The organism is Herbaspirillum sp. ST 5-3 (assembly GCF_004804275.1).
Lineage (GTDB): Bacteria > Pseudomonadota > Gammaproteobacteria > Burkholderiales > Burkholderiaceae_D > Noviherbaspirillum.
Window position 1 is genome coordinate 335047 of the sequence record NZ_STGI01000004.1, and the last position, 19846, is coordinate 354892.

Here is a 19846-nt window from a genome sequence, read left to right on the forward strand (position 1 = left end):
CTCAACTAGCAACCGAGCGTTTGGCTTTGCTGACGGAGTATTGGAGGGTTGATGGCTGCAACAGCGCATCAAAGAAAACCGGCTCGGTAGCCGGATGGACGACCAACAGCGCATGAATGGCGAAGCGCAAACGGTTGACCACTCCACTTTCCAGCTCCAGCAAGACACGCACCTGCTTCAGACGGCGTTCATGCGTCGCGATCGTGCGTTCCAGCGACCGGCAGATATGGTTTCGATCGGCCGGGTTTGCCAGGCTCCGCCCGACGAAGTCGCCCATGCCATAGCTGCCGATCGACTTCAATGTTTCGGGAAAGTGAAGAAAGACGTCCTCTCCGTAAGCGCATCGACAATTCAGCAGGGCTTCCAAATCACGTGCCACCGATTCTTTCAATTCTTCGTCGCCGATGAGGCGGATCGGATTACGCTCTCCCGCCTCTCGCGGCGCGTTATCAGTGAGCCGGTCGAGCAATGTGGGGGGATATTTGGCAGTCGAGAGCAAACCTGAAGACATGAATAATCATGAAGCATAGAGGTGGACGAAGCATGAATTGCGGCGCGTTAGCAGCGCCGCAACCACGGAATGGAGACGTATTCGGTGATTACACTGCTTCAGTCGCCTTGTTCTTCGACAGGCTCCACATTTGCGGATTGCTGCCGCCTTTCTTGCCATCGATGCCTTGTACCGTGTACGTCCATTTCACCGAAGCGTACTTCAGTGTGATCGTCTCGGTCGGCAGGCCTTCGCCGTCGACCGTCGGAGTAACGGACGAGACAATGACATGGTTGAGAACGATTTCCAGATACTTGACCTTATCCTTGCCACTAGCGCGCATGAAATCGATCGTTACCTTGTTATAGGTATCACCCTGGCTGCATGCCAGCCACAACGACGGGCTTGTGGAGTCAATATCCTTGACGAAAACCATATCGCCGTGTTCGCAACGTTCCGCGGTGTGGCCGCCGGAAGTACTCGCTGTCGCCGACTTGGGCTGGCGAATCAAGTGGCTCCAGGACAGCGCCTCAAGCCATTTCGGGTGGCCTTCGTCGCGCGACTCGCCTTCGATCTTGGTATCACCACCCTCAAACTTCAGGTAGATATCTTTCATGCTCTATAGCTCCTTAAAAATACGCACGCTAGTGTGCTAACAGGGTTTTACAACTACCGCAGAAGAACCTATGCCTTTGCCGACTGCGGCAACTCGGCAACTAAACGCAACGAGACACTCAGCTCATCAAGCTGGAAATGCGGACGCAGGAATGTGACGGCGCGATAGACGCCAGGGCGTCCGGGAACTTCCGATACCTGCACGGATGCCTCGCGCAAGGGATACTGCGCCTTGACTTCCTGTGATGCGGAATCGTCCATCACGACGTATTGTGCGAGCCAGTTGTTCAAAAACTGCTCGACATTTGACGCAGCCGCAAAACTGCCGATCTTGTCGCGCATCATCGACTTCAGGTAATGAGCAATCCGGGACGACGCAAAGATGTATTGCAACTGGGTGGACAGCACCGCATTGGCATTGGCCGCATCGCTGTTGTATTTCTTTGCGCGCTGCACCGACTGAGCGCCAAAAAATGCTGCATAGTCGGTATTCTTGCAGTGCACGAGCGGAATGAATCCGAGATCGCTCAGCTCCTTTTCCCGGCGATCAGTGATGGCAATCTCGGTTGGGCACTTCAGAGCGATTTCGCCGTCGTCCGTCTTGAAGGTATGTGTCGGAAGGTCTTCCACGAGGCCGCCGCCTTCAACACCACGGATAGCCGCACACCAACCGTAATGTTCGAACGCGCTCGTGAGCCGCGCCGCAAACGCATAAGCGGTGTTAATCCAGAGGTACTTGCTGTGGTTCGTGCCGTCCACATCCTCCACAAAATTGAATCCTTCGACCACGGCACCTTCCTTCGGGTGGTAAGGCATGCGCCCGAGGAAACGTGGAATGGTCAGTCCAACATAGCGTGAATCTTCAGACTCCCGGAATGACTTCCACTTGGCGTATTCCAGCGTATCGAAAATTTTCGCCATGTCACGCGGCCTTCCAAGATCGGCAAATGACTCCAATCCAAGCAGTTCCGGCGAAGCGGCGGAAATGAACGGAGCATGGGATGCCGCGGCCACATGCGACATCTGCTCGATGAAGTACATGTCTTCTGGCTGGCGATTGATCTCGTAGTCGCCGATCAAGGCGCCGAAGGGCGCACCGCCAAATGTTCCGAACTCTTCTTCGTACACCTTCTTGAACAGCGCGCTCTGGTCAAAATCGATCGCATTGCTGAAGTCACGAACCAGATCCTTCTTGTTCGCATTCAACATCTTGATCTTGAGCGTCTCGCCGGTCGAGGTATGCTTGCAAAGAAAGTGCAAGCCGCGCCAGGTGCTCTCCAATTTCTGGAATTCGGGCGCATGCAGAATTTCACTCAACTGATCTGAGATGAGCGAGTCCAGCTCGGCAATGCGAGCATCCAGAGTCGCTGCAAGATTGCTGGAGATAACGACAGTGCCTTCGAGAACTTGTCCCACGAGTTCGCCGATCAGATCCTTTGCACGCGACCTTTCCGTATCCGAACGTGCCACCCTGCTTTCGCTCACGACGCGATCGAGCAAGCTGCCCGCAGATTGTTCTTCAAGAGCGAAGTTCGAGGCTTGTGCTTGAGCGTTCATCTCAGTCCTCCTTCCGCTTTGTTTCCTTGCCTAACTGCTGCAGGTTTTCGGTATTCGACAGAACCTCGCTCAATACATCTTCCAGCTTCTCATTGCCGGCGAGCTTGTTACGCAAGTCGGACAGCTTGCCGCGCGCCTCAAGCAACTTGCGCAAGGGTTCAACCTGCTGGACGACAGCTTCCGGACGAAAGTCCTCGATCGACCTGAATTTGATATCGACCGCGAATTCCCCACCCTTTTCGCTGAGCGTGTTCTTCACGCGGTATGCGGCGCGCGGTTCAACGCCTTTCATGACGTCGTCAAAATTGTCGAGGTCGACATTGACGAATTTGCGCTCCTTGAGTTTGGGAAGCGTCACTTCCGAATTGCCTGAAAAATCGCCCATGACGCCGACGACAAACGGAATTTCCTTTTGTTCGATCGCATTGCCGATTTCGACGTCATAGGTGAGTTGTACGCGTGGGGGACGAACGCGCTGCAGCTTCTTCTGCACGCTTTCCTTCTTTGACATAGAGAGTTCTCCTTCGATGACTGATATCAGATGAGGTTTGGGGGCCGTGTGCTATTTCAATGACTTGAACGGGTCCGTCGAGCTGGCGTCTGGGTTACCTTGCGGGGCTTTCGAAATTCTGGTTGTTGCAGCAGATCGCGCATGCAACTTCGGTCGTGGCGCGGTGCTTGCCGGCTTCCCCTCACTGCCGCCAGCTGGCACCAGTACTTTTTCGCCGAGTACACCGCGCAGCGAATTGGTCAGGTTCTCCGCCTCAAGGCGCGCGCTCATGTTGACCGCTCCATTCGGCCGCAAGCCGGCGACCGCTCCTGCTGCGACCCGAAGACCTGCCACAACCAAAACACTCTTTGCCTCCTGATTTGCCACGTCGCGCTGCAATACCTCATTGGCGGCGACGATGGCCGATGGGTAGTTACCCATTTCAAACCAGATGTTTGCCATCTTCAGCCACGGCACTACGCTGGTCGGATTCTCTTTTGCAGCCCTATTCAACAAGGCGACTGCCTTTTCGTTCTGCCCCTTCGCAAGCTCCGCATCAGCGTCCTTGTAAAGCAACTCGACGTTGGCTTTTTCTCCGCCGGGAGGCGTGGTTGCACAGGCGGCGAGCAGGGAGACAGCCAACACCATGGCTCCGATGCAAAAACGACCGGCACGCGACGAACGCTGGCCACCAGAAGATTTGGGTATTGGCATTTTTATTCCTTGCGGTACAGGTTGTGGAAATTACTGGGCGAGGAAGTTTGCGGCTTGACAGTTTTCACCAGCAGCCACCGTTCCATCAGACAATTTTGACAAACTTATAATTAACACATTACCAACATTCAGCTATACTAACTGAAACATTATAAAAAACACAATTGTTTTTTTGATATTTTATTTGCTGCATATCTCGGCAAGACAGCTTGGAAAGGATCTGCATGTCTGAAGTCATGACGCGACGAAGCCGGGTTCCTCGGTTCACGGAAGGCTGGCTCGTTGCCAATCTGATGTCCGGATGGACGCCCGCAGCGATTACAGCTCTTGTACTGCTTACCGGTTGCGGCTCCGCAACTCAGCTGGTTGCCGGAAAGATCACGGAGGTTGCACTGAATTCAGTCGGCATAAAACTTCCGGACAGTTCGGCGCCTTCAAGTAAATCGAAAACCATTGCATTGCGGCTGGAGGGGGCGCGCGACATGAACGCTGGTGATGACGGACAAGGACTCGCTACGGTGATACGCCTGTACAAACTGCGGAACCAGAACGGCTTCCTGGCCATGCCCTACTCGAGTGTCGGCTTGGCGGACAAGGAAAAAGAGGCGATCGGGAACGATCTCGTTGAGGCAAGAGAGCTGACTTTGTCACCCGGGCAAACACTCGATATCCAGGAAAAGCTTCCAGGCGATGCAGTCTACCTGGCAGTCGCCGCATTGTTTCGCTCACCCTATGCACAGCGTTGGCGATATGCGTTTGCAGCATCCGACGCGGAGCGCTCGGGAATCACCCTTGGTGTTCACGCATGCGCGATGACAGCAACTAGCCCCTCACCTTTCGGCGTCCCGGCGAATGAAGCAGCCCTGCTGGCTTCTGCCAGATGCAAATAACAACGACACAGGAATTTTTACTCGTCAATAATATGAACCGCTCAGCAAAGATTCTATGGGGTGAAGGTCTTTTCCTCCGCCCACAGCATTTTCAGCGCCAAGACCTTTACCACGAGTCACGTCTGGTCGAGTTTGGGCGCGCCGCCCATCCTTACCTTTGGGGTGTCCGCGATGTGAAGTTCGATACGGAAGCGATCAACGCAGGCGTACTTCGAATTACCAGCGTCACAGGCATTCTCCCCGATGGCGAGATCGTCAACGCACCCGACAATGACGCACCGCCGGAGCCGGTCAATCTGGCATCAATCGAGAATATCGGCAATGGCGTCGTCTTCTTCCTCGCACTGCCCTATCTGCGCGATTTCGGTCCCAATTTCTCCGCCCAAGTCTCGCCAGGCCAGGCATTCCGATACCATCAATGCGAAGAGCAGGCACCGGATCTGTACACCAATGCCATCGATTCCGAACTTACGATTCTGAAAAAATCATTTCGCTTACTGTCCGAACACGACAATCGGGAGCAATACGTTTCGATGCCGATTGCACGCGTGCGTGCGACGAGCTCCGGCGGCTACGAACTCGACTCCGCATTCGTTCCACCCGTTCTGACGATTCGCTCGTCCCCATCGATCTTCCTGATGGCGCGCCGTCTGATGGAAATCCTGCAGGCGAAGGCACAAGCGCTCTATGGCTATCATCGCGAACCTTCACTGAATGTTGTCGAGTTTCGCTCGGGCGATATTGCCTCGTTCTGGCTGCTGAATACCGTGAACAGCGCGTACGCGTCGCTTCAACATTTGTTCCATCATCCGGCTCTGCACCCCGAGCGTCTGTTTCACGAACTCCTGAAGTTGGCCGGACAGCTGCTGACATTTTCAAAAGCGTACAGCCTTTCCGATCTGCCGATATACAAGCATGCAGATCCCGGGCCGGAGTTTGCCAGGCTTGACCACATCATCCGGGAATTGATTGAAACGGTAATTTCTTCGCGCTACTTCTCGATCGCGCTGACCGAGGTGAAGCCTGCCTTCCATCTCGGCCGCATCGATCCCGAAAAATTGACCAAAAATGCTTCGTACTATCTTTCGGTAGCCGCCGACATGCCGCCCGCGGATCTTGTAGAAACCGCGCCACTACGCATCAAGGTCGGTGCTCCGGATGATGTGGAACGGATGGTGTCGTCAGCGATGCCCGGCGTGCGGCTGATGGCGGCGCCTCAAGTCCCGGCGGCCATTCCGGTTCGGCCGGGATGCTATTACTTTTCAGTTGAACCACATGGCGCACTTTACGAACGCATGATCGCTTCCGGATCGATCATGGTGTACGTTCCGGCCGGATTCAAAAACCTCAAACTCGAATTGTTCGCAGTAGCGCAATGATCATTGACACTCTCACCCAAAACACCATTTCACCTGCCCCTTCCTTGTTCGCGGAAGGTACGCCGCTGCGCCAGGAACCAAATCATGCGCCGCGCACCCTGATCGATCTGATGCATGACGGTTTTTACCTGCTCCTGTTACTGAAGAATCGATACGTTCCAGCCGATGCGGATCAGTTTGCAACCCAGATACGCCGCTTGCTCGATAATTTCGAGCGCAATGCGCGTCGCATGAATGTGTCGATCGACGACATCTATGCGGCGAAGTATGCTTTTTGCGCGGCTGTGGACGAGACCATTTTGTCTTCGGAGATGGCAATTCGCGATACGTGGGAGCGCGCTCCACTGCAACTGATGCTGTTCGGCGACCAGTTGGCTGGTGAAAATTTCTTCAAGGAGCTGGAGTCTGTCCGGGAACGCGGCCACAGCAGTGTGCAGACGCTCGAGGTGTTCTACATGTGTTTGCTCACCGGCTTCCAAGGCAAATATGCCTTGGAAAGCAAGGAAAAGCTGAACTATCTGATCGCCACGCTGGACAAGGAAATCACGCATTTGAAGGGCAAACGCCCTCAGTTCGCCCCGCACTGGAAGTCGCCGGATAACATCAAACACATGATGAGAGCCGAGGTTCCTATCTGGATTATCGGTACAATCCTCGCGTTTCTCGGGCTTATGACCTACGCGGGTCTCGCCTGGCTGCTTGCGCAGGACACCAATACGACGCTCGGAGCCTACTTCGATATCGTCAAGCTGACGCCAAAAATTGCGAATATCACGATCAGCTTTCCCTGATCAGCTTGTTGACGCTTTCCCAGGCGACTTTATCCATATCATTCCGCGCGAACCGGATCCGGTTTGCGCGGGCCTTTCATTCCTTCCGTGACCATAGCGTAGATGCATAACCACCGGACAGGTGATTTGAATTATCAATTAATTAACATATTTAGTCAGTGTAATATTGCGCAGATTTAACAAATTGTAAATCTTCTGGATTTTTCAGCTTTACCGCCGTCGCCCCAACAAGAATCGATATCAGCTAACAACGCAATCCGGGGCAACACATGCTCGCTCTGTTTGTCTTGCACATGGTTGGAGGTTGGTACGATGGACTCGATTCCCTACGAAACAGTATCTCTGGAAGAAGCGAAAGCATCGGTACATGGACCGATTGCGAAAGTGGATACGGCACCGCCACCGAAGAAAAACTGGACTCCCTGCCGGCTGCCCGCGCATAACACCAACGACCTGGCGGCAGCAACCTTCAAATGGCTGGCAACGCTTCCCAAGGAAGCCCGCCCAAATGCACTGGCACTCAAGTTTCCGCGCATCGCCAACCGGCTTGCGGAAATATGGAAGCGCCCTCTTCAGTGCGAACGTTATATGGATGACTTGATAACCGATGTTCGCGGCGACCGCCAGGGATTCCCGCCCGATGTCGTTGCAGACCTCGCAGCGCTAAAAAAATATTTCATGAAAACCAACAAGACCTTGCATTACGGCGTATGGGGCAACCGAATCGGCTTCGACTGAGCGCCGCTTGAGTATATTGAATTGATTGTCTGCGCAGGCAGCCCGTTATAGCTTGCCTGCTTTTTTCAAACGATAGGTCAAGCCCTCGGCAATATCCTTGTGCCCATGCTTTTCCGCGAAGTCGATCGCGCTCATGCCGAGTTCATTCTTGAGAGTCGCGTCCGCGCCTTCGTCAAGCAGAAGCTTGACGGTCAGGATATGCCCGCCGCGTGCAGCCATCATGATCGGCGTGGTTTTGTTCGGTGACTCGGCATCGATATACGCGGACTTGTCCAGCAGGATTTGCACGATATCGTTATTACCGATGGCGGCCGCATAATGCAAGGGCGTCCAACCGGGTTTGTTGACTTCCGCGCCCTTGGCGAGAAGTGCATCGACTGCCGCCTTGTTTCCCTTGTAGCACGCGATCATTAGTGCCGTATCGCCGTTGAATGCTTTCGCCTCAAGATTGAGATCCCGAGCGTTGAGCAGCAAATCGAACACGCGCATCGAGCCATCGCGCAACGCGAGAATCAGCCCGGTATCTCCACGCTCCGCTTCAATCAGGTTCGGGTCCAATCCACGCGCCAGCAGCGATTTGATAGTCCCCGCATCATCCGCCTTGACCGCACGAAAGAAGTCGTCGTACGCCCCGGCTAATCCCACGCCCGGAACGCCAAGGACGATCCCGGTTATGCCAAGCATCACGATGGTTTTTCTGCGTTTGCGATTCCGTTCAAGTTTCAGCATTGGCGCCTCACCGGGATAACTTGAACAGTTTGAAGAAATTGTCGCTAGTCTGCTGCGCGACGCGTTCGAGCGGAATTTCCTTCAGCGTGGACAGGAATTCGGCGACATGGCGAACCAGACCAGGTTCATTCATCTTGCCACGGTGCGGCACCGGGGCCAGATAAGGCGCATCGGTTTCAATGAGCATGCGTTCAAGCGGAACGGCGCGCGCAACTGCCTGCAGTTCCTTTGCGCTCTTGAAGGTAACGATCCCCGAGAAGGATATGTAAAAGCCCATGTCCATTGCTGCTTCCGCAACCTGCAAGGATTCGGTAAAGCAGTGCATCACTCCGCCGGCGCCACCCGCATCGGTTCCAGCGCCCTCCTCGCGCATGATGCGAATCGTGTCATCAGAGGCGGAACGGGTATGGATGATCAACGGTTTGCCGGTGGCGCGTGATGCCCTGATGTGCTTGCGAAAACGCTCCCGCTGCCACTCCAGGTCGCCTTCGAGCCGGTAATAATCCAGTCCCGTCTCACCGATCCCGACAATTTTCGGATGCCTGGATAAGCGGATCAGGTCATCCGCACTGGGCTCCGGCGTTTCCTCATAATCCGGATGAACACCGACCGAGGCATAGATGTTCGGATATTTTTCCGCGAGTGCAAGAACTTGCGGAAATTCCGGCAGATCAACCGACACGCAGAGCGCGTGCGTGACCCCATTCTCTTCCATCTTGCGGAAAATATCCGGCAAGCGGGCAGACAACTCCGGGAAATTGATGTGGCAATGAGAATCGATATACATGGGAGCACATTTTACGCCCTCGGGCGTATCCCGGTCTTGCCATCGAACCAGCGGAATTCCGATCAAGCGATCCGTTTGCCGACGATGATCAAGTCTCGCTCGACGCCGTCCAGTGTCGCCACGTGCGGCAGGTGACCCCAGGTTGTGAAGCCGAATCGTTCAAACAGTTTCAAGCTTGGTAAATTGTGTCCGAAGATAAAACCAAGCAAGGTATGAACACCGATCTTCGGCGCGAATTCGATGGCCTGTGTCAGAAAATACTGCCCGAGTCTCTTCCCGCGAGCCGCTTCATGAAGATAGATCGATAGCTCCGCAGTGCCGGAATACGCCGGCCGGCCGTAAAAATTCGAGTAGGACAGCCAGCCGATGATCTGCCCGTCCGCCTCCGCCACCCACAAGGGCCGTCTTTCCGGATGATGTTCGGCAAACCAGGCATGGCGCGATTCAACGGTAACGGGTTCGGTATCCGCCGTAACCTGGCGTGACGCGACCGTGCTGTTATAGATGGATACGATGGCGGGTAAATCTTCGAAGCGTGCGAGTCGATGCGAGTAGGTCATTGCTGGGAAATGCGGATTTATAGAGTATGCGTCGCGCGTGAAGAACGCAGTGCCGCGCCGAGCAGTTCCTCGATACGGTGTTTGACGCGCAGCCCACTCTCGTCGGATGAGAAGTGGACGCCGATGCCTTGCGCCTTGTTGTTGTTCGCGCCGGCAGGAGTAATCCAGGCGATCTTCCCGGCGATCGGATATTTGGTCGGATCGTCCATCAGGGTCAGGATCAGATAGATTTCGTCACCAAGCTTGTAGGCCTTGTTGGTCGGAACGAAAATCCCGCCGTTGGCTAGGAATGGCATGTAGGCGGCATACAATGCCGCTTTTTCCTTGATGGGCAGCGACAGGACGGACGGGCGCGCAACGTTGGCGCCCCCGGCGGATGAGGTCTGGATCACAGGAGCTTCGGCCATGACTACCCTTTAAGTTCGGACGACATCATGAAGGAAAAATGGATGAGTATTCCAGCAACATATCCTCAATAAAAAGCTTGGCCGCCAGCGGATGCTCCGCAATGGCACGTCTGTCCTTGACCGATTTCAGCGCTTGCAGCAGATCGCCGATGTCGGCCCGCTTTGCCAGTGCGGCAAGTTCTTTCTGGTATCGCGGATAATACCGGATTCTGCCCGAAAGTTTGAGGGAAAACACGTCATATAGCCAGCGTTGCAGCCACGCGACCATATTGGGAACGGGTGTTTTCTGCAGTTTTTCAGCCACTTTCAGCGCGGTTTCCACACTCGGCCTGGCCAGCGCACGAAGAAATTCATCAAGGACCTCCCGCTCTTCGGTCTGTGCCAGAGCCTGGGCAGCGAGCGGTGCACCGCCTTGCTCGGCCAGCCAGACGTCGGCATCGCCCACCCCTTGTTCCTGCAGCCATGCCAGCGCTTCTTTCTGTAACGGCATTGTCAGCGCAAACTTTCGGCATCGCGACAAAATTGTCGGCAGCAGGCGGTCAAGACTGTTGGAAACCAGCAGGAACATGGTCTGCGGCGGTGGTTCCTCCAATGTTTTGAGCAAGGCATTGGCGGCTGCCGTGTTCAGCGCTTCCGCCGGATACACAAGAATGACGCGCATGCCCTGGCGGTGCGTCGATACATTCATGAAATCCGCAAGCGCCCGAATCTGATCGATCTTGATCTCTTTGGATGGCGCTTTTGGGGCCTTGGCCGACTTCTTGCCGTCGCCCGCCTCCGCGTCATCGGTATCGCCCCCGTCATCCTCGTCCAGTACCTCAGGACGGACGCGCCGATAATCCGGGTGATTGTATTGTGCAAACCAGCCACATGGGTCGCACTGGCCGCATGCATGCCCGTCCGGTGATGGCGCCTGGCAAAGCAGGGATTGTGCAAAATGCTCCGCGAAGTCGGTCTTTCCGATGCCCTCCGGGCCGTGGAACAGGATGGCGTGAGGCAGACGCTGCCTCAACTGCTGAAGCTGCTGCCACGCGGCGTGCTGCCAGGGATATAGTGCCTGGGTCATGGGCTTCACATGCCTGCAATGATTTCCGCAAGCTCTTTCTGTATGACAGAAATCGCCTGGGTCGAGTCGATCACTTTGAAACGGGCGGGAAATTGCGCCGCACGGCGTAAATATTCCTGTCGGGTGGCCTGGAAAAACTCCGCCTTTTCCCGCTCAAACTTGTCCAGTTCGCGCGTGGCATCGAGGCGAGCGCGCGCCACATCGAGCGGCACATCGAATAGCAAAGTCAGATCGGGTTGCAGATGGGGATGAACCCATTGCTCCAGCGCTTCCAGCTTGTCCAGGGCGAGTTTTCTGCCGCCGCCTTGATAAGCAAAGGTCGCATCCGTAAAGCGGTCGGAGATGACCCAATCGCCGCGCGCCAAGGCAGGCTCGATCACTTCCGCAATATGTTCCCGGCGCGCTGCGAACATCAGCAGGGCTTCCGTTTCAAGATGCATTTTTTCATGCAGGAGCAGCTCTCGCAGCTTCTCGCCCAGCGGCGTGCCGCCCGGCTCGCGCGTGACGATCACAGTCCTGCCGCCGGACTTGAGCAAGTCTGCGACAAACGCCAGATGCGTGGATTTGCCGGCGCCGTCGATCCCCTCGAAAGTGATGAATTTGCCAAGTGTCATGAATGCGATTTCTTGTTCTCGATACAGCCGGCATTATCGCTGGTATTTGTTCACCGCGCGGTTGTGGTCGTTCAGGTTGCTGGAAAATACGCTCGTGCCATTTCCCCGCGAGACGAAGTAGAGCGCATCGGTTTTGGCGGGATTGAGCGCCGCCTCGAGCGACTCTGCGCCAGGCAATGCAATCGGTGTCGGCGGCAGGCCGGCGCGGGTATAGGTGTTGTAAGGCGTATCCGTCTCGAGGTCGCGCTTGCGGATATTGCCCTTGAACGCGTCGCCCATGCCGTAGATAACGGTCGGATCGGTTTGCAGCAGCATGCCCCGCTTGAGACGATTGATGAAGACGGCTGCGATCATGTTGCGTTCGGATTTCTGCCCGGTTTCCTTCTCCACGATCGATGCCATGATCAAGGCCTCGTAGGGTGATTTGTAAGGCAAGGAAGGGTCGCGCCGGCCCCAGGCCTCGTTCAGGCGTTTCTGCAACAGGGAGTGCGCCTGCTTGTAAACCTGCAGGTCGCTCGCCCCCTTGGCGAACAGGTACGTGTCCGGAAAAAACAAGCCCTCCGGCTTGCTGTATTGCGGGTTGATCTTCGCGAGGAGTTCCTGGTCCGACAGCGCGGCGGTATCGTGCTTGAGCGCGGGATGACTGGCAACCGCCTGCCGCATTTGCCTGAAAGTCCAACCCTCGATGATCACCAAGGCCTCCTGCGCGAACTCGCCCCGCGCCAGTTGATCGATCAGCGCAAGCGGCGTGGTTCCGGGCTTTAGTTCATAATTGCCTGCCTTTAACCTGCCGCTCTTGCCGCTCAAGCGCGCCAGAAAGCCGAGCAGGGTCGGATTGACCGGAACGCCGGCGCTGGCGATCTGTTCAACGCTGCTGCGCACGCCGCTACCGGCCTTGATGGAGAACTCGATCGGTTTTTCCCCCATGCCGATGATGGGCTGGTGCGCCCAGAATGTCACTGTGGCAGCCGACAAGACGGAAAAAACAATGACAAAAAGAAGTAATTTCTTGATCAAAACAAAACCCTGCAAAATTCATGTTCGTCTGACAGCGGCGTCCGATGATGTTCGGACGCATTTCTCAGACCTCACTATAATCAACCCAAGATGATAATGGCTAAACCAGCATTTCTTTAAGGTAGGACTGTATTTATGAACGCATGGTTGCAATTTTTGAGTCAGCACGAGGCACGCATCGATGATTCCTCTGGTACGCCACTGGTGGAGTTCACCCGCCCGGCGGAGCTTCCAAGGAACTTCATGGCGCCGCTGACGGATGTCGGCTTGATCGCCGCGACGGGTGAGGACGCCGCAAGCTTCCTGCATAACCAACTGACCAACGATGTCGAACATCTGTCCCCATCGGAAGCGCGCCTGGCTGGCTATTGTTCGCCCAAGGGGCGCCTGCTCGCGACGTTTTTGATGTGGGCAAGCGCAGACGCAATCATGCTGCAGTTGTCCCGCCCCATCCAGCCCGCCGTGCAAAAACGCTTGCAGATGTTCGTGTTGCGCGCGAAGGTGAAACTGAACGATGTCACGGATAATCACGCGGTGCTTGGCATCGGCGGGCCATCGGCCACAGCGGCATTGTCGACCTGGTTTTCCGCATTGCCCGCAAGCCCGTTTGCGAAGATCGATTCGTCGGCCGGCAGCCTGATCCGCCTTCCCGACGCACTTGGACAAGCGCGTTACCAATGGATCGCCCCCCTCGCCATTGCCGAGGAGGCTTGGCCGCAATTGATCAACACCTTCACCCCGGTCGCCACTTCGCTGTGGCGCCTGACCGATATCCACGCGGGTGTTCCACAGGTCACGCAAGCCACACAGGAACAGTTCGTGCCGCAGATGATCAATTTTGAGTTGATCGGCGGCGTCAACTTCAAGAAAGGCTGCTATCCCGGCCAGGAAATCGTCGCGCGCAGCCAATACCTCGGCAAGCTCAAGCGCCGCATGCTGCTGGCATTCGTGGAGACAACGGATGCCAGGCCGGGCATGGAAATCTTCTCCAGCACAGATCCCGGTCAGCCCTGCGGTCAAATCGTGAATGCGGCGTCGAATCTGCAAGGCGGCATCGATTGCCTGGTTGAGATGAAAATAGCGGCCGCCGAAGAGGGGACTGTTCACCTCGGTTCCGCCGAGGGCCCCGTGCTCAAGTTCGGCATGCTGCCCTATCCGCTTCCCGCCTGACCGGTCGAGCACCGAGCGAGCATGGATTTATATATCTACTATCGTGTTCTTGAGAAGAACGCCGCGGCACTGCGCGAGCAGGTCGCGGCGGTGCAAGGATGGGCTTCGCAGGAATATGGTATCGTCACTGGACTGAAGCGTCGGCCTGAAGAAAAGGATGGACGGAAGACCTGGATGGAGATCTACGCGTCCGTGCCAAGCGGTTTCGAAGCGATGCTCGAACGCGTAGTCGAGCAAGCAGGATTGGCCGCTCTGATCGATGGCCCTCGCAATACAGAATTTTTTGTGGATGTCTCTACATGTGCTTGATCGTTTTTGCCTGGCAGGTCGTTCCGGGTATGCCTCTGGTTGCCGCCGGCAATCGCGATGAATTCTATGATCGCCCCGCCTCGCCCGCAGCGTGGTGGAACGACCATCCGCATGTCTACGCCGGACGCGACCTGCGAGGTGGTGGCACCTGGCTGGGTGTGACGCGCGACGGCCGTTTCGCAGCTATTACGAACATCCGCGCCCCCTCCGAAAAGCGCGATGATGCGCCAACGCGCGGCGCACTGGTCGCCGATTATCTCGCCGGCGATATGTCGCCGGAAGAATACCTGGACACCATTTCGCATGGCGCGCATCGCTTCAACGGCTTCAATCTGTTGCTTGCCGATCAGGACAACCTGATCTGGTATTCCAACCGCGCGGAGGACGATCAGCGTAACGGCAAGCCTTTGCCGCCCGGTATCTATGGTCTGTCGAATGGCTCGCTCGATTCACCGTGGCCGAAGGTGGTTCGCACCAAGGCGCAATTCGCCAGCCTCTTGTGCCAAGGCGCGCCGGAAGACGCCTATTTCGATATGCTGACCGATACGACGCGCGCCTCGGATTGCCGTCTTCCGAAGACCGGCGTCAGCCTGGAATGGGAACGCGTCCTGTCCGCCGTTTGCATCGAATCGCCGGAGTATGGGACGCGCGCTTCGACCGTCGCGCAACTGCGTTCCGGCAATACCGCGCAGCTCCGCGAGCGCATCATCCGCTAGTCAGGTCACGGGAAGTGATACCGCATCGCGATGTGCGGTATGCCGGCCTCCATGAACTCCTCACCCTCGCGCACGAAACCAAAGCGCCGGTAAAAGGATTCGGCCTGCGTTTGCGCATTCAGGATCACGGCGGCATCGCCGCGTTTTCTGGCTTCATTCATCAATGCTTCAAGAAGCGCGCCGCCTACACCCTGCCCGCGCATCCCTCTCATGACCGCCATGCGACCGATGTGCCCGTCCGGCAGCAAACGCCCGGTCCCGATCGCCTTGCCGCCAGCTTCGTATGCCACGGCATGTATGCACAGGGGATCCATGTCATCCCACTCCATCTCCTGCGGCACCTTTTGCTCGACCACGAATACTTCATAGCGTATCGCTTGCGCGTCGGCCCGCTGCATGGCCCAGTCGCCGACGTTCACATCGATGCTCATACGGCCTCCGGAGCAAATTTTTCGAACTGAGTCAACCTGGCACGCCATTCCTCCGGCAAGGGCACACCCTTGCGGGCTGTCGTATCGGCATAGACATACACCAGTTCGCCCGAAATCAGATGCTGGTCTCCGAGATGAATCTCCAGCACAAAACGTACCGATGTCCGGCCGAAAGCCGCACATCGCACGCCGATGTCGAGAATGTCGTCGAAACGCGCCGGCGCCTGGTATTCGATGGTGGCCTTGCGCGCGAACATTTCGCGGCCGTCGCTCGCCTGTTGCAGAACGCTCGGCAAACCGGTCGCACGCCAATACTCGGTAAACGCGACATCGAAATAGGTCAGATAGTGCCCGTTGAAGACGATACCTTGCATATCGACTTCCGCCCAGCGCACTCGCAGGGAATGGAAAAAGGAAAAATCTTCACGTGCCATATCGATGAGAGAAAAAGTTCAGTCGACAATTATGACTGATTTGGACGCTCTGCATTATCGACAAACAGAGCGTACCGAATCTTCAACCTGAACCTGGCACGGAACGAGGGCCGATCCCTGTGCAGGAGCGGCGGGCATTACTCCGAAAGAAAGCCGCGGATCAGGCGATTGACGCGCTCCGGCTGCTCGTGAATGATCCAATGCGAACCTTCCGGGATGCGCACCACCTTGAGATCGTCGATCAGATCCTCGAGCCCATTCAACAGGGATTTCGGAAGCGCCCTGTCGTTCTCGCCCCAAATGACCCGAGTCGGAATCTTGATCCGGAAATCAGCCGGATTCAACTGCAGTTTCAACGGGCCGGGATGATTCTCGGTCGGTGGATGCAGGGGTGATGCACGATAGTAATTCACGCCGCCGGTGAGACCGCGCGCCCAGCACGCATGGTATTTCTCACGCACCTCGCCGGTAAACCAAGGTGCCGGCCCCTCCCCCATGCCAATCAGCATACGCTCAAGCCGTGCGAAATTGTCTTGCGCGAGCGCGCTTTCAGAGCCTTCCGCTCGCAGCCAATTCATGTACTCGCTGGCCTCCTTTTGCGCCGGATCTGTCGCAAGCGCTTGCATGAACAGGTAGGGATGGGGCGAATTCACGATGATGAGCCTGTGCAGCAACTGCGGAAGCGCAATCGCGAAATTCCAGGCGATTGCGCCGCCCCAGTCGTGGGCCACAAGGATGAACTTCTCGTAACCAAGATGCGCCGCCAGCAGCCGCAGGTCGTCCACGATATGCCTTGCCTTGTAGGCAGCAAGATCCGTCGGCATGTCCGACAAATTGAAACCGCGCAAATCCGGCGCGACGGCGAAATAATCGCGTCCGAATTCGCCCAGTTGCGCCTCCCATTCATACCAGAACTCAGGGAAGCCGTGGACAAACAGAATCAGAGGTTTGCCTTTTTCGCCTGCGCTGGCGTAGTGCAGACGAATGCCGTTGGGTAGCGATGCGTACTGATCGGGTTGAATGGGCGCGCTCATGTCGGTAACGTCCTTATTTAACGTTCAACTGGGTCTGCAGCATCTCGCGAATCTGCGGCGCGGCAGCGAAGGGATCGCTCGGATTGCGTTGCAAGATAATGTCCTCCATCCGCGTTTGCACATTGCCGAGCGCGTGCGGATGCGAATAGACATAGAACTTGCTTTCCTTGATAGCGTCGAAGGTTCGCTCAGCGACTTGTGCGGCGCTCACTTTGCCGGACGACACTGCCTTGTCGGATACCGCCTGGGCAGCGAGCTGGCTCGTGGTCGGTCCCTGGTCGTTCTTGACATCGTCCGGGCGATGGAGATGCGACTGATTGATACCCGTGGGTACAAAATACGGACACAGAACCGATGCCCCAATCGGCGCCTTGATCAATTGGAGATCGTGATACAGCGATTCGGACAGCGACACCACGGCGTGCTTAGAAACATTGTAGATGCCCATCGTCGGCGCATTCAGCAGCCCTGCCATCGAGGCGGTATTCACGATGTGGCCTTCGTAGCCGGGTTCTTTCTTTGCGCATTCGAGCATCAATGGCGTAAAGATCCGTACCCCGTGGATCACTCCCCACAGGTTCACGCCGAGCACCCATTCCCAATCGGCCACGGAGTTTTCCCAGACCAAGCCGCCTGCACCCACGCCGGCGTTGTTGAAGACCAGATGCACCGCACCGAATTTTTCCATCGTTGCGTCCGCCAAAGCCTGAACCTGCTCGGCCTTGCGCACGTCGCAGCGGACCGCCAGCACTTGTGCGCCTTGCGCTTCCAGTTCCGCCTTCGCCTTGTCGAGCCCTTCCTGCTGCACGTCGGCCAGGACGAGCCTCATGCCGAGGCGGGCGCCGATGTTGGCAAATTCGCGCCCGAAACCGCTCGCGCCACCGGTAATGACGGCCACCTTGTTTCGAAAATCTTTCATGTTGTCTCCTGCTTTGAGTGATTTAGATTTTTTTCAGTTGAAAACCGAGACGCGGGAAATGCACCACGACGCTGCCGGCCTTCGGATCCTCACGCCGGACCGCGTATTCGTTGTCAGCACAGATCACCAGCTCGCCTTCGACCGGGTCCAGTGCATAGTCGGTCGGCATGACTGCAACGCGTTCTCCCAAGGGGATTCCATGCGTATCGACGAAAGGCAAGTGACCGGTGTCAGCGGCGGCACTGTCGCGCGCAATTTCCAGCGCCTGGCCGGCGCTCATCTTCTCCGACTGGTGATGCCCGAACTCGGCCATTCGCACGATCCACGCCTTGAGCCGCGGGGCTTCATCCAGAATGCCCGCAAGCGGCTGCGCAAGTTGTATGAACCACATGCAGTGGTAAACGGAAAAATCGGCAATGCTTGCCTGCTCACCGAGCAAATACGGTTTGTTCGCAGCCAGCATGTCATCAAGACGGCGCAGATATTCGCGCAGATTGCCGGTCGCTTCCGATGCCGACATGCGGGGCGCGTTACCGCGCATTGCTGCACGATCGGCGCCGAATGCTTTCATCTGTTCGGGCGTCAGCGGTCCCAGCAGGTAGGGCATGGCAATCGGTTGAAAAACATAGGCAACCGCCGTCCAGAACAGAGTGGAGTCGGCCCACTGCGCGAGGGTGTGCGCCAATCCGGCGACCGGGGCCGGATACAACGATGGCGTCGGCGAGATACGTTCCAGTACATCGGCAATCAGCGCGGTGTCGCAATAAACGTCAGCACCGATCTGCAGCACCGGCGTGCGGCGATAGCCGCCGGTCAGCGCCGTCAAATCCGGCTTCGGCATGACGGCCGGAATGTGCACCGACTTCCAAGCGAGTTTCTTGAATCCGAACATCAACCGGATTTTTTCCGAGAAAGGCGAGTTCGCGTAGTGATGAAAAATGAGTGCGGGCATGAAGTCTCCGAAAGGATAGAAGCGTCGGGGGTCAGATCAGCTTGACCAGCTGCTTGCCAAAATTCTTTCCTTTCAGCAGTCCGATAAATGCCTCCGGCGCGGCTTCCAGCCCTTGTGCGATCGATTCACGGAATTTCAGCTTGCCGGTCGCGACCAAGGTGCCCAGTTCCGTCAAGCCTTGCGGCCACAGGTCCATGTGTTCCGAGACGATGAAACCGCGCATGGTCAGGCGCATGGTCAGGAAAACACGGAAGTTTTTGACCGCCATCGATTCGCCGTTGTAGCCGGAGATCAGGCCGCACAGGGCAATGCGTCCGAAAGGATTCATGCGTGCCAGGCAGGCGTCGAAGATTTCGCCGCCAACGTTCTCGAATATGGCATCAATGCCATTCGGCGTCGCCTTCGCGAGATCGGCGACCAAGTTGCCAGCCTTGTAATCGATGCAGGCGTCAAAGCCGAGTTCATTGACGACGTAGTCACATTTTTCGGCACCGCCGGCGATGCCCACTGCACGACACCCGCGCAGCTTGGCCAACTGTCCCACGACGCTGCCCACCGCACCGCTGGCTGCGGAAACCACAATGGTTTCGCCCGCTTTCGGCTGCATGATTTGTGTCAGGCCATACCATGCCGTCATCCCGGGCATGCCCACCGCACCAAGATAAGCTGACAGCGGGACGTGCGTGGTGTCGAGCTTGCGCAGCATGCTTCCATCAGACACACCCATCTCGGACCAGCCGAGCATGCCCTGCACCTTCTCGCCCACTGCAAATTTCGGGTTCTTCGATTCGATCACTTCGCCAACAGTGCCGCCGATCATGACCTCGTTCAATGCCTGCGGCGCCGCATAGCTTTTCACGTCTTCCATGCGCATGCGCATGTAAGGGTCGAGCGACAGGTAATGGTTGCGAATCAGGATTTCGCCGTCCTTGAGGGTCGGAACGGGCGCTTCTTCAAGACGAAAATTTGCGGGAACAACCTCCCCTTTCGGGCGGGAGGCAAGGACCATGCGTTTGTAGGTAGTCATTCAGTGCTCT

The 19846-nt window shown here is 56.6% G+C and carries 25 protein-coding genes; 7 read left to right on the top strand and 18 right to left on the bottom strand.

Going from position 1 to position 19846, the window contains the following annotated elements:
* Position 1: 1 nt before the first annotated feature.
* From tssE to E6W33_RS10675, 5 genes are all read right to left on the bottom strand, one after another.
* Entirely contained in the window at positions 2–511 is a 510-nt protein-coding gene (gene tssE, locus E6W33_RS10655) for a type VI secretion system baseplate subunit TssE (RefSeq protein WP_136417268.1), read from the bottom strand.
* An 88-nt stretch (positions 512–599) separates the two neighbouring features.
* Positions 600–1106, bottom strand: a complete 507-nt coding sequence (locus E6W33_RS10660; RefSeq protein WP_136417269.1) for a type VI secretion system tube protein Hcp — start codon at positions 1104–1106, stop codon at positions 600–602.
* A 68-nt stretch (positions 1107–1174) separates the two neighbouring features.
* Positions 1175–2662: a type VI secretion system contractile sheath large subunit gene (tssC, locus tag E6W33_RS10665; RefSeq protein ID WP_136417270.1), complete on the bottom strand. Its 1488-nt coding sequence runs from the start codon at positions 2660–2662 to the stop codon at positions 1175–1177.
* Between the two features lies 1 nt (position 2663).
* Positions 2664–3173 carry a type VI secretion system contractile sheath small subunit gene (gene tssB, locus E6W33_RS10670; RefSeq protein ID WP_136417271.1) on the bottom strand — a complete coding sequence of 170 codons (510 nt, stop codon included), beginning with the start codon at positions 3171–3173 and terminating at the stop codon, positions 2664–2666.
* A 51-nt stretch (positions 3174–3224) separates the two neighbouring features.
* On the bottom strand, positions 3225–3866 hold the full coding sequence (locus tag E6W33_RS10675; protein WP_136417272.1) for a tetratricopeptide repeat protein: 642 nt from the start codon (positions 3864–3866) through the stop codon (positions 3225–3227).
* Between the two features lie 224 nt (positions 3867–4090).
* On the opposite strand from E6W33_RS10675, the gene tssJ reads away from it, so the two are divergent.
* The 4 genes from tssJ (at position 4091) to E6W33_RS10695 (ending at position 7664) form a co-directional block, all read left to right on the top strand.
* Positions 4091–4756, top strand: coding sequence for a type VI secretion system lipoprotein TssJ (gene tssJ / locus E6W33_RS10680; RefSeq protein ID WP_136417273.1), 666 nt, complete (start codon positions 4091–4093; stop codon positions 4754–4756).
* Between the two features lie 32 nt (positions 4757–4788).
* The gene (gene tssK, locus E6W33_RS10685; protein ID WP_136417274.1) at positions 4789–6135 is read left to right on the top strand and encodes a type VI secretion system baseplate subunit TssK; all 1347 of its coding nucleotides are present in this window, start codon (positions 4789–4791) and stop codon (positions 6133–6135) included.
* Positions 6132–6926 (top strand): type IVB secretion system protein IcmH/DotU, encoded by a 795-nt coding sequence (gene icmH / locus E6W33_RS10690; protein WP_282183690.1) that lies wholly within the window; start codon positions 6132–6134, stop codon positions 6924–6926. Before tssK ends, icmH begins: the two co-directional genes overlap by 4 nt.
* Positions 6927–7238: 312 nt before the next feature.
* Positions 7239–7664 carry a hypothetical protein gene (locus tag E6W33_RS10695; RefSeq protein WP_136417275.1) on the top strand — a complete coding sequence of 142 codons (426 nt, stop codon included), beginning with the start codon at positions 7239–7241 and terminating at the stop codon, positions 7662–7664.
* Between the two features lie 45 nt (positions 7665–7709).
* Here E6W33_RS10695 and E6W33_RS10700 read toward each other — a convergent pair whose 3' ends face one another.
* The 7 genes from E6W33_RS10700 to mltG form a co-directional block, all read right to left on the bottom strand.
* On the bottom strand, positions 7710–8393 hold the full coding sequence (locus tag E6W33_RS10700) for an ankyrin repeat domain-containing protein (RefSeq protein WP_136417276.1): 684 nt from the start codon (positions 8391–8393) through the stop codon (positions 7710–7712).
* A 7-nt stretch (positions 8394–8400) separates the two neighbouring features.
* On the bottom strand, positions 8401–9180 hold the full coding sequence (locus E6W33_RS10705; RefSeq protein WP_136417277.1) for a TatD family hydrolase: 780 nt from the start codon (positions 9178–9180) through the stop codon (positions 8401–8403).
* 62 nt (positions 9181–9242) lie between these two features.
* Positions 9243–9740 carry a GNAT family N-acetyltransferase gene (locus E6W33_RS10710; protein ID WP_136417278.1) on the bottom strand — a complete coding sequence of 166 codons (498 nt, stop codon included), beginning with the start codon at positions 9738–9740 and terminating at the stop codon, positions 9243–9245.
* Between the two features lie 17 nt (positions 9741–9757).
* Positions 9758–10147 (bottom strand): PilZ domain-containing protein, encoded by a 390-nt coding sequence (locus E6W33_RS10715; RefSeq protein ID WP_136417279.1) that lies wholly within the window; start codon positions 10145–10147, stop codon positions 9758–9760.
* Between the two features lie 25 nt (positions 10148–10172).
* Entirely contained in the window at positions 10173–11213 is a 1041-nt protein-coding gene (locus E6W33_RS10720; protein ID WP_136417280.1) for a DNA polymerase III subunit delta', read from the bottom strand.
* A gap of 5 nt (positions 11214–11218) precedes the next feature.
* Complete coding sequence (gene tmk, locus E6W33_RS10725) at positions 11219–11827, bottom strand: dTMP kinase (RefSeq protein ID WP_136417281.1); 609 nt, start codon at positions 11825–11827, stop codon at positions 11219–11221.
* 33 nt (positions 11828–11860) lie between these two features.
* Entirely contained in the window at positions 11861–12841 is a 981-nt protein-coding gene (mltG, locus tag E6W33_RS10730) for an endolytic transglycosylase MltG (protein WP_136417468.1), read from the bottom strand.
* Between the two features lie 138 nt (positions 12842–12979).
* On the opposite strand from mltG, the gene E6W33_RS10735 reads away from it, so the two are divergent.
* The 3 genes from E6W33_RS10735 to E6W33_RS10745 are packed head-to-tail and all read left to right on the top strand — an operon-like array spanning position 12980 to position 15039.
* Positions 12980–14014, top strand: coding sequence for a folate-binding protein YgfZ (locus E6W33_RS10735; RefSeq protein ID WP_136417282.1), 1035 nt, complete (start codon positions 12980–12982; stop codon positions 14012–14014).
* Between the two features lie 21 nt (positions 14015–14035).
* Complete coding sequence (locus tag E6W33_RS10740; protein WP_136417283.1) at positions 14036–14323, top strand: DUF4936 family protein; 288 nt, start codon at positions 14036–14038, stop codon at positions 14321–14323.
* Positions 14314–15039: an NRDE family protein gene (locus tag E6W33_RS10745; protein ID WP_136417284.1), complete on the top strand. Its 726-nt coding sequence runs from the start codon at positions 14314–14316 to the stop codon at positions 15037–15039. Before E6W33_RS10740 ends, E6W33_RS10745 begins: the two co-directional genes overlap by 10 nt.
* Before the next feature lie 5 nt (positions 15040–15044).
* Here the strand turns inward: E6W33_RS10745 and E6W33_RS10750 are convergent, their stop codons facing one another.
* The 6 genes from E6W33_RS10750 to E6W33_RS10775 all read right to left on the bottom strand — a co-directional run bounded on the left by E6W33_RS10750 (position 15045) and on the right by E6W33_RS10775 (position 19836).
* Positions 15045–15470, bottom strand: coding sequence for a GNAT family N-acetyltransferase (locus E6W33_RS10750; protein WP_136417285.1), 426 nt, complete (start codon positions 15468–15470; stop codon positions 15045–15047).
* Positions 15467–15844, bottom strand: a complete 378-nt coding sequence (locus E6W33_RS10755) for a thioesterase family protein (protein WP_247869613.1) — start codon at positions 15842–15844, stop codon at positions 15467–15469. The genes E6W33_RS10750 and E6W33_RS10755 overlap by 4 nt, the downstream gene beginning before the upstream one ends.
* A gap of 197 nt (positions 15845–16041) precedes the next feature.
* Positions 16042–16938, bottom strand: a complete 897-nt coding sequence (locus E6W33_RS10760; RefSeq protein ID WP_136417287.1) for an alpha/beta hydrolase — start codon at positions 16936–16938, stop codon at positions 16042–16044.
* A 13-nt stretch (positions 16939–16951) separates the two neighbouring features.
* Positions 16952–17857, bottom strand: coding sequence for an SDR family oxidoreductase (locus tag E6W33_RS10765; RefSeq protein WP_136417288.1), 906 nt, complete (start codon positions 17855–17857; stop codon positions 16952–16954).
* A 22-nt stretch (positions 17858–17879) separates the two neighbouring features.
* On the bottom strand, positions 17880–18809 hold the full coding sequence (locus E6W33_RS10770; protein WP_136417289.1) for a glutathione S-transferase family protein: 930 nt from the start codon (positions 18807–18809) through the stop codon (positions 17880–17882).
* Between the two features lie 31 nt (positions 18810–18840).
* Positions 18841–19836 (bottom strand): NADP-dependent oxidoreductase, encoded by a 996-nt coding sequence (locus E6W33_RS10775; RefSeq protein WP_136417290.1) that lies wholly within the window; start codon positions 19834–19836, stop codon positions 18841–18843.
* Positions 19837–19846 lie beyond the last annotated feature (10 nt).

What these genes read in the sequence shown, in the direction of transcription:
- E6W33_RS10710 (WP_136417278.1), bottom strand. Translation starts at nt 9,740, where the DNA reads ATGACCTACTCGCATCGACTCGCACGCTTCGAAGATTTACCCGCCATC.
- E6W33_RS10695 (WP_136417275.1), top strand. Translation starts at nt 7,239, where the DNA reads ATGGACTCGATTCCCTACGAAACAGTATCTCTGGAAGAAGCGAAAGCA.
- tssJ (WP_136417273.1), top strand. Translation starts at nt 4,091, where the DNA reads ATGTCTGAAGTCATGACGCGACGAAGCCGGGTTCCTCGGTTCACGGAA.
- E6W33_RS10715 (WP_136417279.1), bottom strand. Translation starts at nt 10,147, where the DNA reads ATGGCCGAAGCTCCTGTGATCCAGACCTCATCCGCCGGGGGCGCCAAC.
- E6W33_RS10705 (WP_136417277.1), bottom strand. Translation starts at nt 9,180, where the DNA reads ATGTATATCGATTCTCATTGCCACATCAATTTCCCGGAGTTGTCTGCC.
- E6W33_RS10700 (WP_136417276.1), bottom strand. Translation starts at nt 8,393, where the DNA reads ATGCTGAAACTTGAACGGAATCGCAAACGCAGAAAAACCATCGTGATG.
- E6W33_RS10755 (WP_247869613.1), bottom strand. Translation starts at nt 15,844, where the DNA reads ATGCAAGGTATCGTCTTCAACGGGCACTATCTGACCTATTTCGATGTC.
- tssE (WP_136417268.1), bottom strand. Translation starts at nt 511, where the DNA reads ATGTCTTCAGGTTTGCTCTCGACTGCCAAATATCCCCCCACATTGCTC.
- E6W33_RS10750 (WP_136417285.1), bottom strand. Translation starts at nt 15,470, where the DNA reads ATGAGCATCGATGTGAACGTCGGCGACTGGGCCATGCAGCGGGCCGAC.
- E6W33_RS10775 (WP_136417290.1), bottom strand. Translation starts at nt 19,836, where the DNA reads ATGACTACCTACAAACGCATGGTCCTTGCCTCCCGCCCGAAAGGGGAG.
- tmk (WP_136417281.1), bottom strand. Translation starts at nt 11,827, where the DNA reads ATGACACTTGGCAAATTCATCACTTTCGAGGGGATCGACGGCGCCGGC.
- E6W33_RS10760 (WP_136417287.1), bottom strand. Translation starts at nt 16,938, where the DNA reads ATGAGCGCGCCCATTCAACCCGATCAGTACGCATCGCTACCCAACGGC.
- tssB (WP_136417271.1), bottom strand. Translation starts at nt 3,173, where the DNA reads ATGTCAAAGAAGGAAAGCGTGCAGAAGAAGCTGCAGCGCGTTCGTCCC.
- tssC (WP_136417270.1), bottom strand. Translation starts at nt 2,662, where the DNA reads ATGAACGCTCAAGCACAAGCCTCGAACTTCGCTCTTGAAGAACAATCT.
- E6W33_RS10675 (WP_136417272.1), bottom strand. Translation starts at nt 3,866, where the DNA reads ATGCCAATACCCAAATCTTCTGGTGGCCAGCGTTCGTCGCGTGCCGGT.
- E6W33_RS10745 (WP_136417284.1), top strand. Translation starts at nt 14,314, where the DNA reads ATGTGCTTGATCGTTTTTGCCTGGCAGGTCGTTCCGGGTATGCCTCTG.
- E6W33_RS10765 (WP_136417288.1), bottom strand. Translation starts at nt 17,857, where the DNA reads ATGAAAGATTTTCGAAACAAGGTGGCCGTCATTACCGGTGGCGCGAGC.
- E6W33_RS10720 (WP_136417280.1), bottom strand. Translation starts at nt 11,213, where the DNA reads ATGACCCAGGCACTATATCCCTGGCAGCACGCCGCGTGGCAGCAGCTT.
- icmH (WP_282183690.1), top strand. Translation starts at nt 6,132, where the DNA reads ATGATCATTGACACTCTCACCCAAAACACCATTTCACCTGCCCCTTCC.
- E6W33_RS10740 (WP_136417283.1), top strand. Translation starts at nt 14,036, where the DNA reads ATGGATTTATATATCTACTATCGTGTTCTTGAGAAGAACGCCGCGGCA.
- tssK (WP_136417274.1), top strand. Translation starts at nt 4,789, where the DNA reads ATGAACCGCTCAGCAAAGATTCTATGGGGTGAAGGTCTTTTCCTCCGC.
- E6W33_RS10770 (WP_136417289.1), bottom strand. Translation starts at nt 18,809, where the DNA reads ATGCCCGCACTCATTTTTCATCACTACGCGAACTCGCCTTTCTCGGAA.
- E6W33_RS10660 (WP_136417269.1), bottom strand. Translation starts at nt 1,106, where the DNA reads ATGAAAGATATCTACCTGAAGTTTGAGGGTGGTGATACCAAGATCGAA.
- E6W33_RS10735 (WP_136417282.1), top strand. Translation starts at nt 12,980, where the DNA reads ATGAACGCATGGTTGCAATTTTTGAGTCAGCACGAGGCACGCATCGAT.